The sequence below is a fragment of the Burkholderia pulmonis genome (genome assembly GCF_984667975.1).
This window is the reverse complement of sequence record NZ_OZ480186.1, coordinates 183,213-199,825: the sequence shown is the minus strand read 5'-3', so window position 1 is coordinate 199,825 and position 16,613 is coordinate 183,213. Positions and strand designations below refer to the sequence as shown.

Below are 16,613 nucleotides of genomic sequence, written 5' to 3'. Positions count from 1 at the left end.
GAACCGACAGACGCTCTTAGTGGAGCTTCTTCGGCAGCATCTGGCTGCGCAGGCGCTTGTGCAGGCGCTTGACGGCTGCTGCCTTCTTGCGCTTGCGGACTGCGGTCGGCTTTTCGTAGGACTGGCGCTCGCGCAGTTCAGCGATCAGGCCATTTTTTTCGATAGCACGGCGAAAGCGGCGAATCGCCACTTCGAACGGCTCGTTTTCTTTCAGAAGAATCGTCGTCATGTCGTTCCTAAATTGCTTAAACGGTCAAAAACGTAGCGGCCAAGCGCCACGCACCGGCCATCCGAGCGTCCCCCAACAACAGGCGAAACGAGCGGAAATACGGCCTCGGAGGCCGGAAAAGAGAGGCGGAAAGCACCGCGAGTACGCTTCACAAGCCGCGTGCAGCGCCGCGTTTGACTGCCAGCAGACATGCCGAAAACGGCAGAGGCTTGACAGAAATCTCAATTCAGCCCGCCATCATAGCAGGGAATCACAGACAAAACCACCCTTTTGTCGGTCGTGCGCGCACAGCGTTACGACTGCGTGTTCGGGCTGGTCTCTGCCCCCGTTAATCCGACATCGCGTCGCGCCCGTTTGAAATGACAAATATGGATAAAAAATCGGGCCGAATCTCAACGCGCCCCTCAAGTTTTGTTTTGGTGCGCCGAAATCCTGCTCTGAGGCGGCCAGCAATGAACGAGTGCTTCCGCCGACGCCAAAACGGCTTTCCAGGGCTTTCGGCTTAAACAGGAGAATTTCCATGCTCGGAATTAACAGCAACATCAACTCGCTGGTTGCACAGCAGAACCTCAACGGCTCGCAGAACGCCCTGTCGCAGGCAATCACGCGCCTGTCGTCGGGCAAGCGCATCAACAGCGCAGCGGACGATGCAGCAGGCCTCGCGATCTCGACCCGGATGCAGACGCAGATCAACGGTCTGAACCAGGGCGTGTCGAACGCCAACGACGGCGTGTCGATGATTCAAACGGCATCGAGCGCACTGTCGTCGCTGACGAACAGCCTGCAGCGTATCCGCCAGCTGGCCGTTCAGGCGTCGACGGGCACGATGTCCACGACCGACCAGGCAGCACTGCAACAGGAAGTTGCGCAGCAGATCCAGGAAGTGAACCGTATCGCGTCGCAAACGACGTACAACGGCACGAACATCCTGAACGGCAACGCAGGCATCGTGTCGTTCCAGGTCGGCGCAAACGTCGGCCAGACGATCTCGCTGGACCTGAGCCAAAGCATGTCGGCGGCACAGATCGGCGGCGGCGTCGTTCAGACGGGCCAGACGGTCGGCACAATCACGGGCCTGAGCCTCAACTCCAGCGGCGCATACACGTCGTCGGGCGCAACGATCACGGCCATCAACGTGACGTCGGACGGCAAGGGCGGCTTCACGTTCACCGACCAGAACGGTTCGACGCTGTCGAGCTCCGCAGCATCGGCAGTCTTCACGACGTCGGCAGGTACGGCGTCCAACGGCCAGTCCGTCACGCAGATCGCGATCAGCTCGGGCGCGACCAGCTCCAGCATGTCGGCAGCATCGCTCACCGCGATCTCGAACGCCGTTGCGCAGATCAACGCCGTCAACAAGCCGTCCACGGTGTCGAACCTCGACATCAGCACGGTCAGCGGCGCGAACGTCGCGATGGTGTCGATCGACAACGCACTGCAGACGGTGAACAACCTGCAGGCGGCACTCGGTGCGGCGCAAAACCGCTTCACGGCAATCGCCACGTCGCAGCAGGCAGAATCGACCGACCTGTCGTCGGCACAGTCGCAGATCACCGACGCGAACTTCGCGCAGGAAACCGCGAACATGTCGAAGAACCAGGTGCTGCAGCAAGCAGGCATCTCGGTGCTCGCACAGGCGAACTCGCTGCCGCAGCAGGTCCTGAAGCTCCTGCAGTAATCGCGTAGCAACCCACGGCCGGGCCCCGCGTAATGCGTGGCCCGGCCGCAAGCACTTGGCGCGCGGGGCCTTGCCCCGCAGCCGGGTCTTCATTCAGAATTCCACGGATCATCCGCCGCACGGAGCAATACGATGTCGACGATCAATTCCGCCGTCACCGCCGCCAACAGCTCGGCCAACAGCCAGCTGCAGCAGGCTGCCCAATCGATCATCAGTGGTTCGACCGGCAACTCGTCGATGGACGTCAACTCGCTCGTGACGGCACTCGTCAATGCCAAGACCGCCGGTCAGGCTGCCGCGCTCAGCGCGCAGCAAGGCAGCGACAACACCCAGATTTCCGCGTTCGGCGCCCTTTCGGCCGCGCTGAGCGCGCTGCAGGCCAGCCTCACGACACTGTCGAACGGCTCGCTGCAGAACACCTTCACCGCGACCGCGAGCGGCACCGGCGTCACCGCGACCGCGGGCGCCGGCGCCGTCGCCGGCAGCTATTCGCTCGGCGTCACGCAGATCGCGACGTCGCAGTCGCTGTCGTCGGCCGCGTTCGGCTCGTCGACGGCGCTCGGCACCGGCACGATGACGCTGTCGCTCGGCAGCCAGTCGTTCACGGTCGACGTGAACAGCACCAACAACACGCTGTCCGGCATCGCCGCCGCGATCAACAACACGGCCGGCAACCCGGGCATCGTCGCATCGGTCGTCAACGGCAGCGACGGCGCGCACCTCGTGCTCAGCTCGACGCCGACCGGCGCAGCGAACACGATCAGCGTCGCGCTCAGCAACGTCGCCGGCGACAACGGCCTGTCCAGCCTCGGCGTCACGTCGACGGCCAGCACGACGGGCGGCCAGTCGACGTTCACGTCCGCGAACAGCAGCGCCGCGTGGAAGCAAAGCAACGCCGCGCAGGACGCCGCGTTCTCGATCAACGGCATCGCCGGCACGAGCGCGAGCAACACCGTGACGAGCGCGATCACCGGCGTCACGCTGAACCTGACCAGCGCCGCCGTCAGCGCAACGCAGCCGCAAACGTTGACGGTCGCCGCCGACACGAAGACCCAGGCCGCCGCGATCAACAACTTCGCGACGCTCTACAACACGCTCGTCACGACGATGGGCTCGCTGTCGAGCTTCACGTCCGGCGCATCGTCGCAAGGCCCGCTGCTCGGCGACCCGACCCTGAACACGATCAGCAACGCACTCGCGTCGATCGTCGCGAGCGGCGTGAGCGGCAACGGCTCGACGGTCAACCTCGCGTCGATCGGCGTCACGCTGCAGGCCGACGGCACGCTGCAGGTCGACAATACGGCGCTCAACGGCGCGTTGCAGAGCAATCCGTCGGGCGTGGCGACCCTGTTCAACTCGACGAACGGGATCGGCCAGCAGCTCACGACCAACATCACGAACTACACGCAGACGAACGGGCTGATCTCCGTGCGCACCACGGCGCTCAGCAACGACCTGAAGAGCGTCTCGCAGCAGCAGACGAACCTGTCGAACTACGTCGCGCAGCTGACCAGCCAGTACCAGGCGCAGTTCACCGCGCTCAACACGCTGATGGCGACGATGAACAGCAACTCGCAATACCTGACGCAGTTGTTCGGCGGCACGAACAGCGCCGGCGCGATGTCGAACAACAAGAGCTGACCGCTAGCCGGACAGGAGAGTCCAGATGGAACAGACCGAACTGATTGCGCAGCTCGACGCGCTCACCGATGCGATCGAGCACGCGGCCACGATGGCCGACTGGGCCGAGGCGGTGCGCCTCGTCGATGTGCGCTGGACCCTCGTCGCATCGCTCGCGGCCGACCAGCCGCCCGCCGGCATCGCCGCGATCCGCCGCATGCAGGACAGCAACGACCGCATTTTCGCCGACGCGCAACGCGCGCAGCAGGAGCTGACCGACGAATACCGGGCGGCGATGGGCCGCGTGCAGGCCGTCGGCCAGTACCAGAGCATCGCGAACCGCTGATCCGTACCCGGCGCCGCCCGGCATCGGGCGCCAACCTGACAACAAGAACTACACGCTGAAGTGAGGGCGTGCTCGTTCGCCTCCGCCCGCCTCGTGCGGGCTTTTTTTTGCGCGCCGCCGGCCGCGCCTCCCGCGCCGCGGCCGCCCGGTCAATCGCCCAAACTGACCGGGCTTTTACCGTCACCTCGCGGCATCGCCGCAGCGGCACGCTACCGATAATGGTATCGACCGACTTTCCGCAGATTCCATCATGCTCCCCGAACCGTCCGCCCCCGCCACGCTCACGCCCGAACAGCAGCTTGCGCAGGACATTGCGCTCGTCATGGACAACGCGCTCGAGCGCCAGCGCAGCGGCGCCTTCGACGACGCGCAGGCGCTGTACGAGGCCATCCTCGATGCGGTGCCCGCGCACGGGGATGCGCACTACAACCTCGCGGTGCTGATGGTCGATACGGGCCGCCCGGCCGACGCCGTGCCGCATTTCGAAGCCGCCATCGGCGCGAACCCGGCCAACGGCTACTTCTGGGTCAGCTACATCCACGCACTGCATCGCAGCGGACAGACGTCCGCCGCGTGGATCGCCGTCGAGATCGCGCAGCAGCGCGGCATCCGCGGCCCCGCGCTCGAAGGGCTGATCGGGCAGATGGCCTCGCCCGACATCGTGCTTGCGACCGCGGCAGTGCCCGCCGCCCCGATCAGCATCGGAACGGCGATCGTCCTGGAAACCGCTGCCGCTGCCGCCGGCGCCGGGCGGAACGACGGCCCCGGGCGCAACGACGGCGGCAAGCCGGTCCGTCGCGCCAATCAGGCCCTGCTGCAAAAACACGCGGCCCTGTTCAACAAGAACAAGCATGCGGAAGCGTCCGCGCATGCGCGGCAACTGGTCGCCGACTACCCGGAAGACGGCGCCTGCTGGCGTGCGCTGGCCGCCTCGCATCACCGGGAAGGCCGTTTCGACGAGATGATCGCCGCCGGCTTTCGCACGGTCGAATTGCTGCCGGACGAAGTGCTCGTGCGCATCCTGCTCGCCGATACGTTGCGTGCCGTCCACCGGCTCGCGGAAGCCGACGCCCAATGCCGCCGCCTGCTCAAGCTCCAGCCCGATCACGCCGAGGGGCTGCGGATCCACGGGCTCGTGCTGTTCGGGATGCGCCGCGTCGAGGAAGCATTTGCGGCCTGCCGGCGTGCGGTCGAACTCGCACCGGGCGCAGCCGCGCCCATGAGCACGCTCGGCTTCGTGCTGCTCGAACAGGGCGCCACCGAGGAAGCGGTGAGCTGGCTGAAGCGCGCGATCGAAATCGATCCGACCGACAGCGTGACCCACAGCAGCATGCTGTTCTGCATCGCGCACAGCAGCGACTTCGAACCGCAGGCGCTCGTCGCCGAACACCGCAAGTTCGGCCAGCGCTATGACAACCACAAGCGCAAGCGCGCGGCCGTGTTCTCGAACTCGCGCGACCCTGCGCGCAAGCTGCAGATCGGCTTCGTGTCGGGCGACCTGTTCAGCCACGCAGTCGCCTCCTACGCGGTGCCCGTGATCGAGCAGCTCGCGACCGATCCCGGCATCGCGATGCACTTCTATCACAATCACTTCGAGGAAGATCACACGTCCGACCGCTTCAAGGCCCACGCGACGACCTGGCGCAACGTCGCCGGCATGAGCGACCAGGCTTTCCTCGAACGCGTGCGCAACGACCGCATCGACATCGTGATCGACCTGTCGGGCCATACGGGCCGCAACCGGCTCGTCGCGCTGGCGCAGCGCGCGGCGCCGGTGCAGGCATCGTGGATCGGCTATCCGGCCACGACCGGCCTCGCCGAGATGGACTACTACCTGACGGATCGCTTCGTCGCGCCGCACGGCGCATTCGACGACCAGTTCGTCGAGCAGATCGTGCGGCTGCCCGCGATCGCACCGTTCATGCCGCCGCCGAACTGCCCGCCCGTGAACGTGCTGCCGGCACTGCACAACGGCTACACGACATACGGCAGCTTCAACCGCCTGAACAAGCTGAGCCCGCACGTGATCGAGGTCTGGGCGCGCGTGCTGCATGCCGATCCGACCGCGCGCATGGCGCTCGGCGCGGTCAGCAACGACCGCGACGAGGCCGCGCTGACCGAATGGTTCGCCGCCGCGGGCATCGGTGTCGATCGCCTGACGTTCCACCGGCGCTCGAACATCCCGGTCTACATGCAGCAGCATCACAGCGTCGATCTTTGTCTCGACACGTTCCCTTATACGGGTTCGACGACCACGCTGAACGGGCTGTGGATGGGCGTGCCGACCGTGACGATCCCCGGCGCGACGATGGCCGGGCGCGGCAGCGCGGGCTGGCTGCAGCACGTCGGGCTCGACGCGTACATCGCGACGGGCGAGGACGATTTCGTCGCGAAGGCGCTCGCGCTCGGTCACGACATCGCCGCGCTGCAGACACTGCGCGCCGGCCTGCGCGAGCGTTGCGCACAATCGGCCGCGTTCCAGCCGGCCGTGGTCGCGGCCGGGCTGTCGTCGGCGCTGCGCACGATGTGGGCCCGCTGGTGCGCGAACGAGCCGGTGACCGCATTCGACACGCCGCTGTTCGAGGACACGGCCCCCGCACAGGCCGCGGCCGAGGCCTGAACGCCACGCCAGAACGAGAGAGACCACCATGACCGCCAGCCTGCCCGCGTCGTCCGTCGCGCAACTGCCGCACGAACGCATCTACGTCACGCAACCGCATCTGCCGCCGCTCGAGGAATTCATGCCGTACCTCGAGAAGATCTGGGAAAGTCGCACGCTGACCAACGGCGGCCCGTTCCACCAGCAGTTCGAGCGCGCGCTGTGCGAGTACCTCGACGTGCCGTATCTGTCGCTGTTCGCGAACGGCACCCTCGCGCTCGTCACCGCGCTGCAGGCGCTGCGCATCACCGGCGAGGTCATCACGACGCCGTACTCGTTCGTCGCGACCGCGCATTCGCTGCTGTGGAACGGTATCAAGCCGGTGTTCGTCGACGTCACGCCCGGCACGCTCAATCTCGATCCTGCCCGCATCGAGGCGGCAATCACGCCGCAGACCACCGCGATCATGCCCGTGCATTGCTACGGCAATCCGTGCGACGTCGACGCGATCCAGAAGATCGCCGACAACTACAACCTGCGCGTGATCTACGATGCCGCGCATGCATTCGGCGTGCGGAACGCCACCGGCAGCGTGCTCGCCCACGGCGACCTGTCGGTGCTGAGCTTCCACGCGACGAAGGTGTTCAACACGTTCGAGGGCGGCGCGATCATCTGCCCCGACGCAAAGACCAAGCAGCGGATCGATCACCTGAAGAACTTCGGTTTCGTCGACGAAGTCACGGTCGTCGCACCCGGCATCAACGGCAAGATGAGCGAAATCAACGCCGCGTTCGGGATGCTGCAGTTGCAGCACATCGACGGCGCACTCGCGCGTCGCCGCGAAATCGACGCGCTGTACCGCACGCTGCTGGCCGACGTGCGCGGTATCCGCTGCGTGCCGTTCGGCGGCCAGACCGTCGCGAACCACGCGTACTTCGCGATCCTCGTCGACGAAGACTATCCGCTCGACCGCGATGCGCTGTACCAGAAGCTGCGCGACTACGACGTGTTCGCGCGCCGCTACTTCCATCCGCTGATTTCGGAATTCCCGATGTATCGCGGGCTGCCGTCCGCGAACCGCGACAATCTCCCCGTCGCGACGGAGGCCGCCCGCAAGGTACTGTGCCTGCCGATCTACCCTGCGCTCACCGACGACATGGTCCGCCGCATCGTCGGGCTGATCGCCGCCTGACGCGCGGCGCCTACAGGTAACGCTCGCCGGCCGCGCGCGCGCGGATCCGGCGCGCCGGATTGCCGTACACGACCGTGTACGGCTCGACGTCGCGCAGCACGACCGCCCCCGCGCCGACGACGCCGTGCTCGCCGACCGAGATCCGGTGCCGCAGCATCGCGCCGAGGCCGATCGCCGCGCCGCGGCCAATCCGGCAGTTGCCGCCCGTGACGACGCCCGGCGCGAGGCTCGAGAAATCCTCCATCACGCCGTCATGGTCGAGCGATGCATTCGTGTTGACGATGCATCCTTCACCGATCGTGCAGCACGGGTTGATCACCGCGCCGGCCATCACGACCGTGCCCGCGCCGATCGTCGACGCCTTGCCGACGCGCGCGGCCGGATGCACGGCCGACACGCACCGCAGGCCCGGCACGAGCGCCGCGAGCGCGGCCGTCACGTTCTCGCGCGCGTGGTTGTCGCCGATGGCGACCAGCAGCCCGGCAATCCCGTGCGTGCCGACCAGATCCGGCAGATCGCGCTCGGCGCCCAGCACCGCGTAGCCGAGCGTCTCCTCGCCGCGGGGCCGGAACGAATCGATCAGCCCGGCGATCCGGTACCGGCCGGCCTGTTCGACGATGTCGATCACGACCTTGGCGTGACCGGACGAGCCGACGATGACGATGTTTTCCACGAGGGCCTCGATTGAACTGAAAAGCAGGGGCAGCCTGGCTGCGTTCCCCGCAGTATGCCGTGTCGCCGCACCCGCGCGGCGTACACCGTCACGTCAGACGGTACGCGCCGTGTCGTCCGCCGTCACGCGCCCGGCCGCGCAATGCGCGGCAAACGCCTCGCGCACGCGCTCGGCCAGCTGGATCCAGCTGTCGTCGCGGCCGCGCCGGAACAGCCGAACCGTGCCCGGATACCACGGCGAATCCTCGCGATCGTGCATCCAGCGCCAGTCCACGTCCTGATTCGGCAGCAGCACCCAGCAAGGCTTTCCGAGCGAGGCGGCCAGATGCGCGGTCGACGTGTCGACACACACCACGAGATCGAGTTGCGCGACGATCGCGGCCGTATCGGCGAAGTCGCCGATCTCCGAGCCCAGGTGCAGCAACGGCAGACCGCCCGGCGGCCAGCGCGCCTCGTCCTCGCCCTGCCCCTTCTGCAGGCTCACGAAATTCACGCCCGGCACGCTCCACAGCGGCGTCAGCAACGCCAGCGACGGCAGCGAGCGGTGCGCATCGTTGTGATGCTTCGGGTTGCCTTTCCACACGAGGCCGACGCGCGGGCCGGCCGGCAGCGCATCGAGCCGCGCGCCCCAGTGCGCGACGCGGGCCGGGTCGGGGACGAACCGCACCGGCGGCGGAATCGTGTCGAGCGTCGTGCCCGCGTGCATCGGCGCGCTCAGCAGGCTCGTCCAATAATCGAACTGCGCGGCCTGCGCCGTGGCCGTCTCGTGATCGAGCACCGCGTCGACGCCGTCGACCGTCGCCATCAGCCGATGCAGCGCGGGCTGGCAAGCAAAGACCACGCGCGCGGCCTGCCGAGCCCGAAACGTCGCGAAATAGCGGCTGAACTGCAGCATGTCGCCGAGGCCGTCTTCCTGCCAGACAAGCAGCGTCTTGCCGGCGAGCGACTCGCCCTGCCACTGCGCGCACCGCAGCACCTCGCGGGTCCGGCGATGCACGAAGGTCGACTGTTCGTAGCGGGATTCGTAGCGGCGCCAGCCTTCCTCGAACCGGCCGAGCCCGAGCAGCAGCGTCGCCAGCCCGAACCGCGCGTCGCCGTAGTCGGCGCGCAGCTCGAGCGCACGGCGGTACGCGCGTTCGGCGTCGTCGAGGCGGCCCGCGTGCGCGAAGGTCGTACCGAGGTTGTAGTGCACCTCGGCCATGCCCGGCGCGAGCGCGAGCGCGTCGGTAAACGCGGCGGCCGCTTCATCGTGGCGGCCCTGCGCACGCAGCACACAGCCCAGGTTGTTGCGCGGCTGCGGCAGGCCGGGACGGCAGCGGATCGCATCGCGATAGGCGACTTCCGCTTCGGACAGGCGATCGAGATTCTGCAGCGCGACGCCGAGGTTGTAATGCGCCTCCGGGTGGTCCGGACACAGCGCGAGCGCCTGCCGGCTGGCCGCTTCCGCTTCCGGCAACCGCTGCATGTCGACGAGGATCGCGCCGAGATTGGCGTGCGCGAACGCGTGGTCGGCGCGAACGGCGATCGCGAGCCGGTACGCGAGTTCCGCTTCCGCCTGCCGGCCGAGGATACGCAGCAGGTTGCCGAGATCGGTCAGCACATCGGGCGACTGCGGCTCGATCAGCAGCGCCTGCCCGTATGCGTGCTCGGCGTCGTCGAGGCGGCCGAGCGCTTCGAGCACCTTGCCGAACCGGTGATGGTGCGCCGCCTGCAACGGCGTGACGGACGCGAGCTGCTGGCGCAGGATCGCTTCGGCGTCGGCCAGGCGGCCCTGTGATACGAGCAGCGCACCCAGGCCGTCGTACGGCGGATCGAACGCCGGCATCGCGTCGATCGCGCGCCGCCACCCGGCCTCGGCGTCCGCCATCCGGTTCAGGCCGAGGGCGCACACGGCCGCGACATGCAGCACCGCAACGGCCGGCGCCGGCCGTTCGAGCAGCGGCGCAAGGCACGACAGCGCGTCGGCAAACTGCCCGCCCTGGCACAGGGTCGCGGCCTGTTGAACGCGCGCGGTTTCGTCTGAAGCAGGTGTCATGTCATGCGGCGATGCGCGACGCGCACCGCGAACGGGCGATCAGACGGCCGCCGGCTTGGCAGCCGGGCGCCCGGACTTGCCCTTGGCACGGTCCTTGGCCTCCTGGAGTGCGGCGAGCGTGTCGAGCGCGTGCCCTTCGTCGGCCTCGAGATCGACGAGAAACGCATCGTTGTGCTGCTTGATCCAGTCGAGCGGCATGTCCCACCACGCGAGCTGCAGCAGCCGTTCGCGCACTTTCTCCGTGAAGCGGAAGCGGATCAGGCGGGCCGGCGACCCTGCATAGATTCCATAGGCCTCGGTACGGAAGTTCGGCGGAATGACGGCCCGCGCGCCGATCACGCACCCGTTCTCGATCTGGCTGCCGCCGAGGAACAGCGCTTCGTCGCCGATCCAGACGTCGTTGTGGATCACGGTATCCGCGTACTGCGGCATCGACACATTGGTGAGGCCGTTTCCGTAGATGCTGAACAGGGTCGTGGAAATGGTCCGGACCTCGTGCTGACCGTTCAGCAGGAACCGCAGGCGCATGCCGCCCGCCACGTTGTTGCCGATCACGAGCTTCTGATGCCCCTGGTCGTACTTCGCGATCGACCCGACCCCGAGACTCGAACACCGGCCGATATGAAAAGTACCGACCTGCGCCTCTTCATCGAGCCAGTTACGGAAGAAATTGTTCGGAATCGCCGAAAAGGCGCCATCCCGGTATCCCAGCACGATGAATTGCTTCGCCCACGAATGGTCGGAAAGCACGCCAATACAATCGTCGGAGGTCGTAACGTTCATACGCGGTCGCAGGTTAGCCGGCGCAGCGGCTCGATGCCGAGACCGCCCGGGACAGGTTTGGGAAGCGACGCGGCACATCGGCCGCGATCGTGGACAATGCAGTATAGAAAGCGCGCGGGAACGATCGACAACGGATAAGAGCGGCGTTCTGACTTCTGTTCCACCGATCGGGCCGGTACGGTCACGCGCCCGCGTGCATCGGTCCCTCGGCATCGACGGCGCCACTCCGCGTCCGCCCGGCCTCAGTTGCTCGAACACCCGCCGCAACTGCTGGAGCTGCACGAGCTGGAACTGCACGAACTCGACGAACTGCAGCTCGACGACGAGCAACTGCTGTCGGACGAGTCGAACGACGTGCCGCCGCCCGCTTTCATCGCGGCGACCGACGACATCCGCGACGCGGCCAGCACCGTGCCCGAATACGCCGACCACGCGGTACCGGCCAGCGCGCCGGCGCCGAACAGCGCGGCGGTCCACAGCAACGGGTCAGGATCGTCGCGTTCGACATCGCGTGCCCCGCGCGACGCCTGCGCATCGCGTACCGGCTGCGCATCGCGCGCGGCCCGCGGATCGTGCGCAATCCGGCGCGCCAGCAGCGCGGCGCGCCCGGCCGCCGTCGCGCCGCCCCGTCCGAAGCCGGTCAACCGCCGTGCGACGAGCCGGTACGCGATCGCGAACACCGCCATGCAGATGACGAGCAGCAGCACGGGCCGCCCGCGGCTCAAGCCGACCGCCAGCTTCGCCGCACCGGTGCCGAGCACGAGCAGCACGATCGCGCGCGCGGCCATGCGCGACACCCGCAGCTCGCCGGGTGCCCAGAACCAGCCCTGCGCACGCATCCCGTCGACGACCTCCTGCGCATACTTCGCAAGCCGCTCGCGAAACACGCCGTAGCGGACGGTGCCGGACGGCTGCTCCCTGAGCCATGCGCAGTGGTCGTCGTGCCGGCCGGCCCGGTCCGGATCCACGATCTTCACGTATCCGCCCTGCCGGGGAACAGTCCACAGATCCACCGCGCCCGCATGCGCGAGCGACATCGTCACGACCTGTGAGACCCGTGCCTCGCCACCGGTGAGATAGGCGACTTCATCGGCGCTCAGGTCGGACGACGCCTTGCGCGTGCGCCGGCCCCAGCGACGGATGCGGAATTCGACGGCCTGGAGCGCGACGATCAGCAGCAACGCGACGACGCAGGCCGGCACGTAGAACGCGAGGAACTGCGGCCCCGTGTAATTCAGCACGTTGAGGTCCTGCGCCGAAGCGCAGGTCGCGGCAACGCTCGCGGCGGCCGCCGGCCACACGAATTTCGGCAGCAGGTTGCGCCACGCGCGGCGCGGCGTCGCCGTGGCCCGCCCGTCCGCCTGCGGGGCCCCCGCATCGACCGGCCGGTCGGCGGGACGCGGCCAGATCGATTCCGGCGGCTCGCTGCCGAACAGCCGGCGATAGCTGTCGAGCGTGTCGCGATAGCGTTGCGCATAGACAGCGGCCTCGTCCGGCACGCCCGTGCCGGGCATGTGGTGCAGCCGCGCGCGCAGCACATCGGCGCAGAAGACATCCCAGTATTCGAGCGTGTATTGCAGATGGAAATGCCACGCGGCGTCGACCGCGACCGACGGCGTGACCGGATGCCCGGCCGCCTGCGCGAGAAACGCGAAGCGCTTGTATTCGTCGATCACGGCCAGCGCATGGTCGTGCGACCAGCCTTCGGCTTCGGCAACGCGCCGGCTGTACGGCAGCGGCGCGTCCGGATCGTCGGGGGAATACGCATGCAGACGCGCGAGCAGCGCCTGCTGCGCATCGGTCAGCGCGCGGGCATCGACTGCGGTCGAGGAGGTCGGGATGGCAGCCATCTGAAGTCGGCGCGATGCACGGACGGCCGCCGCGATCGACGCTTGGAGTTGTCGTTGCGGGCGATTCTCGCACAACGGCCCGTGCGCCGGCACGCCCGTGCCGAACCGTCACGCGACGGCAACGGGCCGGCTGGGATCGAACCAGCAACCCCTGCCTTCGGAGTTTTACCTACGCGTGCCCGCCCCTTGCCCGGCAAGGCCCTGCAAGCTACGGCGGCGGCAAAACCAAGGCTGCACAAGCTCAATCAAGGCCGCCCCGGTTCATCCAGGCTGCAATTCCGCTGCACGGCACGCAGGGCACCCGCCCGCGAACACCACGCGCCACGCCGTGAAGCGTAAGGCGCGACGTGCGTCACGACACGCACCGCGCTGCGTGTCCGGGCAGGCCACGCACGCGCCTCGTTGAGCCCCGCCCCGCGAAGCTCGACCATGAGAACCCTCTTCACCGCCTCACGGCTCGAGACCTCGCCATGGCAAGCAACACGATTTCGACACGCCTTTGCGGCGCACCGGCCGGCATCGCCGCCGGCAACCAGCCCCTCGCGCCCCGGAGGGTCCAGCCATGATCGCGCGCGCATTGCAGGGCGACACGGTCGACGCGCTGTGCTGGCGCCACTACGGCCGGACCGACGGCACCGTCGAGACCGTGTTCGAGGCCAACACCGGGCTCGCCAGTCTCGGCGTCGTGTTGCCCGCCGGCACGCCCGTCTACCTGCCGCCGTTCGACACCGTGGCGAGCGCACGGCCGTTGCTGCAACTGTTTGACTGACCCTGGAATCGCCTTCATGGCCGAACCGAACCTCACCACCGCCGCCATGCTGTCCGCCGCGATCGGCGTCGCCGGCCTCGCGCCCGGCATCGACGGCAACGCGCTGATCGGCGCGTTCACGGGCGCCGCGCTCGTGGTCGTCACCTCGAAGGAGATCGGCGTCGCGCGACGTGCCGCCTACCTGCTGATCTCGCTCGTGATGGGCTATCTCGCCGCGCCGGAAATCGTCGGCGCCACGCCGATCCACTCGACCGGCGTCGCCGCGTTCTTCGCGGCCGCCCTCGTGATCACCGTCACGCTGCAGCTGATCGAGCGGATCAAGACGATGGACCTGCTCGCGCTGTTCCGCAAAGGGGGATGACATGCATCTCCCGTTCGCACTGGTCGCACTCTCCGCCCACGTCGCGGTGCTCGTGCGGGTGCTCACCTATCGACGCAACGGCGCGCGGCACCGGCGCCACGCATCGTGGTTCGCGTGGCTCCTCGTCGCCGTCACCGGCGGCGCGTCGATCGAGTTGCTGCTGCACACCGGATCCGTCGGCTTCTTCGACGCGGCCACGTCGGTATTCCTGGCGATGTTCGTCTGCGGCTCGCGCGGCAACGTCGCACGCCTCCTGAGGAGCGAATGAATCATGAAAACCCGTCGACTCGGCGACCACGGTGACGACGTGGGCCTGCTGCAACGCAGACTGATCCGCGCCGGCTATGCGGTGCAGGTCACGCACCTCTATGACGCGGCGACCGAAGCCGCCGTCATCGCGCTGCAACGCAAGACCGGCCTCGTCGACGACGGCATCGCCGGCCCGAAGACCTACGCCGCGCTCGCGACCGGCGTGCGCGATCCGAAACACCTGGCGCTGGCCGATCTCGAACGCGCCGCGCGCACGCTCGACGTGCCGCTCGCATGCATTCGCGCGGTCAACGAGGTCGAGTCGCGCGGCGCCGGCTTCCTGACCGACGGCCGGCCCGTCATCCTGTTCGAACGTCATGTGTTCTGGAAGCGGCTGCAGGCGCGCGGCATCGACCCTTCGCCGTTCGCGGCCCGGCAGCCGGACATCGTGTCGCGCACGCGCGGCGGCTATCGCGGCGGTGCCGCGGAATACACGCGCGTCGCCGCGGCCGAGTCGATCGATGCCGGCGCCGCGTGGGAATCCGCGAGCTGGGGATCGTTCCAGGTGATGGGCTATCACTGGGAACGCCTCGGCTATGCGGGCATCGACGAATTCGTCGCCTGCATGGAAACCGGCGAAGCGCAGCACCTCGACGCATTCGTCCGCTACATCGCGGCCGACGACGCGCTGCGCCGCGCCCTCGCCACACGCCAGTGGGCCGCATTCGCCCGCGCGTACAACGGGCCCGACTACGCGGCGAACCTCTATGACGTCAGGCTCGCGCGTGCGTTCGACCGCTATGCATCGCAAGCAGCCGCGCCGGCGCAGACCGCCCCCGGGCCGGCCGACGCCGCACGCGTCGCATGAACGGGCTCGCCGCGAAGTGCGCCCTCTGCATCGTCGCACTCGGCGCGTGCGCGGCCGCGGCGCTGTACCTGCATGCGTTGCGCGCGGACCTGGCGACCGCGCAGCAGCAGCGCATCGATGCGCAACAGGCGCTCGCCGCGCGCGACGGCGTCATCGCGCGCCTGCAGCAGGATGCTGCCGCACGCGCGCAGCAGCAGGCGCGGCTCGACCGCTCGCGCACCGCGATCGCATCGAAGCTCGACGCCATTCGACTTGAAAACCGGAGATTGACCGATGAAAACGCCGCGCTTCGCGCCTGGGCTGACACTCCTTTGCCTGATGTCGTTGTCCGCCTGCAAGCCAGTCCCGCTCTCGCCGGCGCCGACGATTACGTCGAATACGTGCCAGACGGTGACGCCGTGCACGCTGCCGATGCTCGCGCCCCGCACCAACGGTGAGCTCGACGGCGCGCTCACGCTCGTCAAGGCGGCCTGGGCAACGTGCGCGGCGACCGTCGACATGATCGCGGCATGCCAGGCCGGCACGCCCACCCCCGACCATGGAGCGCATCCGCATGATTAAGCCCGACAGCCTGCGGCGTGCCCTCGTCGCCGCCATCCCGTCGCTCGCCGCCGAGCCGGGTGCGCTGGCCGTGCTCGTCGAGCAAGGATCGATCGCGACGACCGGCACACTGACGCCGTCGTTCGAATACCGGTACACGGCTCACGTACTCGCGACGAATTTCGCCGGCGACACCGATCCGGTGTTCGTCGCGCTGGTCGAATGGGTGCGCGCGAACCAGCCGGATCTCGTGACGAACCCGGCCACGCGCGCCAGCGGCATCACCTTCGAGGTGGGCGTACGCGACCAGGCGGCGGTCGACCTGTCGATCCGGCTGGCGCTGACGGAAAGCGTCGCCGTGACGACCGGGCCGGACGGCCGGCACGTGATTGCGCATGTCGACGACACGCGGGTCGATCCGGCCGACACCCTGACCTGGGTCGCGCTGCCGCAGATCCGATGAGTCCGGCGGGCGCCGGCCCGCCTTCCCGCAACACACCGCATCGAATCCGCGCGGCCGGGCGAACGCATCGCCGGTGGCCGCTGCGGCAACCGCGCGCGCCCTCCAGTCACGTCGTCCGCAATGACGGCACGGCACGCCGCGATCACCACGCCGATCATCCGGTCGCGCCTCCCCTGCGATTCAGTTCGCGTCGACGGCGCGTCCGCTTTCGATCGCCCCGTCCACTCCAGCGTCGCCATGCGGCGCCCGCCCTGGCCATCCGCCAGCACTTCCCGGCAACGCGATTCGTCGAGCAGCCCGCCATCCCCCTCCGTTCCCGCTTCGATCGGCGCACGCACTCCCGCCTCGCGGCAGCCTCG

18 protein-coding genes are annotated in these 16,613 nt (G+C 68.2%); 12 read left to right on the top strand and 6 right to left on the bottom strand.

The features are described from left to right. Nucleotides 1–16: 16 nt before the first annotated feature. Together rpsU and AC5LXK_RS00905 are read right to left on the bottom strand one after the other, a co-directional pair. Nucleotides 17–229 carry a 30S ribosomal protein S21 gene (gene rpsU, locus AC5LXK_RS00910; protein WP_006401410.1) on the bottom strand — a complete coding sequence of 71 codons (213 nt, stop codon included), beginning with the start codon at nucleotides 227–229 and terminating at the stop codon, nucleotides 17–19. Nucleotides 230–466: 237 nt separating this feature from the next. After that, a complete protein-coding gene (locus AC5LXK_RS00905; protein ID WP_493389952.1) occupies nucleotides 467–751 on the bottom strand; it encodes a hypothetical protein in 285 nt (94 codons plus the stop codon). Between AC5LXK_RS00905 and AC5LXK_RS00900 the strand changes: the two genes are divergently transcribed. The 5 genes from AC5LXK_RS00900 to vioA all read left to right on the top strand — a co-directional run bounded on the left by AC5LXK_RS00900 (nucleotide 750) and on the right by vioA (nucleotide 7,664). Continuing rightward, entirely contained in the window at nucleotides 750–1,907 is a 1,158-nt protein-coding gene (locus tag AC5LXK_RS00900) for a flagellin (RefSeq protein WP_493389950.1), read from the top strand. The two genes, AC5LXK_RS00905 and AC5LXK_RS00900, sit on opposite strands and share 2 nt — an antisense overlap. A 132-nt stretch (nucleotides 1,908–2,039) precedes the next feature. Then, nucleotides 2,040–3,548 carry a flagellar filament capping protein FliD gene (fliD, locus tag AC5LXK_RS00895; RefSeq protein WP_493389949.1) on the top strand — a complete coding sequence of 503 codons (1,509 nt, stop codon included), beginning with the start codon at nucleotides 2,040–2,042 and terminating at the stop codon, nucleotides 3,546–3,548. A gap of 25 nt (nucleotides 3,549–3,573) precedes the next feature. Further along, nucleotides 3,574–3,873 carry a flagellar protein FliT gene (gene fliT / locus AC5LXK_RS00890; protein ID WP_493389948.1) on the top strand — a complete coding sequence of 100 codons (300 nt, stop codon included), beginning with the start codon at nucleotides 3,574–3,576 and terminating at the stop codon, nucleotides 3,871–3,873. Between the two features lie 250 nt (nucleotides 3,874–4,123). Then, on the top strand, nucleotides 4,124–6,493 hold the full coding sequence (locus AC5LXK_RS00885) for an O-linked N-acetylglucosamine transferase, SPINDLY family protein (protein WP_493389947.1): 2,370 nt from the start codon (nucleotides 4,124–4,126) through the stop codon (nucleotides 6,491–6,493). Nucleotides 6,494–6,521: 28 nt separating this feature from the next. Beyond that, nucleotides 6,522–7,664: a dTDP-4-amino-4,6-dideoxy-D-glucose aminotransferase VioA gene (gene vioA / locus AC5LXK_RS00880; protein WP_493389946.1), complete on the top strand. Its 1,143-nt coding sequence runs from the start codon at nucleotides 6,522–6,524 to the stop codon at nucleotides 7,662–7,664. A gap of 10 nt (nucleotides 7,665–7,674) precedes the next feature. Here vioA and AC5LXK_RS00875 read toward each other — a convergent pair whose 3' ends face one another. The 4 genes from AC5LXK_RS00875 to AC5LXK_RS00860 form a co-directional block, all read right to left on the bottom strand. Beyond that, complete coding sequence (locus AC5LXK_RS00875) at nucleotides 7,675–8,337, bottom strand: acetyltransferase (RefSeq protein WP_493389945.1); 663 nt, start codon at nucleotides 8,335–8,337, stop codon at nucleotides 7,675–7,677. Nucleotides 8,338–8,430: 93 nt separating this feature from the next. Beyond that, nucleotides 8,431–10,371 (bottom strand): tetratricopeptide repeat protein, encoded by a 1,941-nt coding sequence (locus AC5LXK_RS00870; protein ID WP_493389943.1) that lies wholly within the window; start codon nucleotides 10,369–10,371, stop codon nucleotides 8,431–8,433. Between the two features lie 39 nt (nucleotides 10,372–10,410). Then, complete coding sequence (locus tag AC5LXK_RS00865) at nucleotides 10,411–11,154, bottom strand: LbetaH domain-containing protein (RefSeq protein WP_493389942.1); 744 nt, start codon at nucleotides 11,152–11,154, stop codon at nucleotides 10,411–10,413. Between the two features lie 242 nt (nucleotides 11,155–11,396). After that, complete coding sequence (locus AC5LXK_RS00860; RefSeq protein ID WP_493389941.1) at nucleotides 11,397–13,004, bottom strand: TIGR04222 domain-containing membrane protein; 1,608 nt, start codon at nucleotides 13,002–13,004, stop codon at nucleotides 11,397–11,399. 562 nt (nucleotides 13,005–13,566) lie between these two features. Between AC5LXK_RS00860 and AC5LXK_RS00855 the strand changes: the two genes are divergently transcribed. Genes AC5LXK_RS00855 through AC5LXK_RS00825 form a run of 7 tightly spaced genes read left to right on the top strand, consistent with a single transcriptional unit; the run spans nucleotide 13,567 to nucleotide 16,254 of the window. After that, nucleotides 13,567–13,773, top strand: coding sequence for a tail protein X (locus tag AC5LXK_RS00855; protein ID WP_493389939.1), 207 nt, complete (start codon nucleotides 13,567–13,569; stop codon nucleotides 13,771–13,773). Nucleotides 13,774–13,789: 16 nt separating this feature from the next. After that, on the top strand, nucleotides 13,790–14,134 hold the full coding sequence (locus tag AC5LXK_RS00850) for a putative holin (protein ID WP_493389938.1): 345 nt from the start codon (nucleotides 13,790–13,792) through the stop codon (nucleotides 14,132–14,134). A gap of 1 nt (nucleotide 14,135) precedes the next feature. Then, nucleotides 14,136–14,402 carry a phage holin family protein gene (locus tag AC5LXK_RS00845; protein ID WP_493389937.1) on the top strand — a complete coding sequence of 89 codons (267 nt, stop codon included), beginning with the start codon at nucleotides 14,136–14,138 and terminating at the stop codon, nucleotides 14,400–14,402. A gap of 3 nt (nucleotides 14,403–14,405) precedes the next feature. After that, nucleotides 14,406–15,251, top strand: coding sequence for an N-acetylmuramidase domain-containing protein (locus AC5LXK_RS00840; RefSeq protein ID WP_493389935.1), 846 nt, complete (start codon nucleotides 14,406–14,408; stop codon nucleotides 15,249–15,251). Beyond that, on the top strand, nucleotides 15,248–15,688 hold the full coding sequence (gene lysB, locus AC5LXK_RS00835) for an Rz-like lysis system protein LysB (protein WP_493389934.1): 441 nt from the start codon (nucleotides 15,248–15,250) through the stop codon (nucleotides 15,686–15,688). Before AC5LXK_RS00840 ends, lysB begins: the two co-directional genes overlap by 4 nt. After that, on the top strand, nucleotides 15,570–15,812 hold the full coding sequence (gene lysC, locus AC5LXK_RS00830) for an Rz1-like lysis system protein LysC (protein WP_493389933.1): 243 nt from the start codon (nucleotides 15,570–15,572) through the stop codon (nucleotides 15,810–15,812). Before lysB ends, lysC begins: the two co-directional genes overlap by 119 nt. After that, nucleotides 15,805–16,254 carry a phage tail protein gene (locus tag AC5LXK_RS00825; RefSeq protein WP_493389932.1) on the top strand — a complete coding sequence of 150 codons (450 nt, stop codon included), beginning with the start codon at nucleotides 15,805–15,807 and terminating at the stop codon, nucleotides 16,252–16,254. The genes lysC and AC5LXK_RS00825 overlap by 8 nt, the downstream gene beginning before the upstream one ends. The last annotated feature ends 359 nt before the right edge of the window (nucleotides 16,255–16,613 follow it).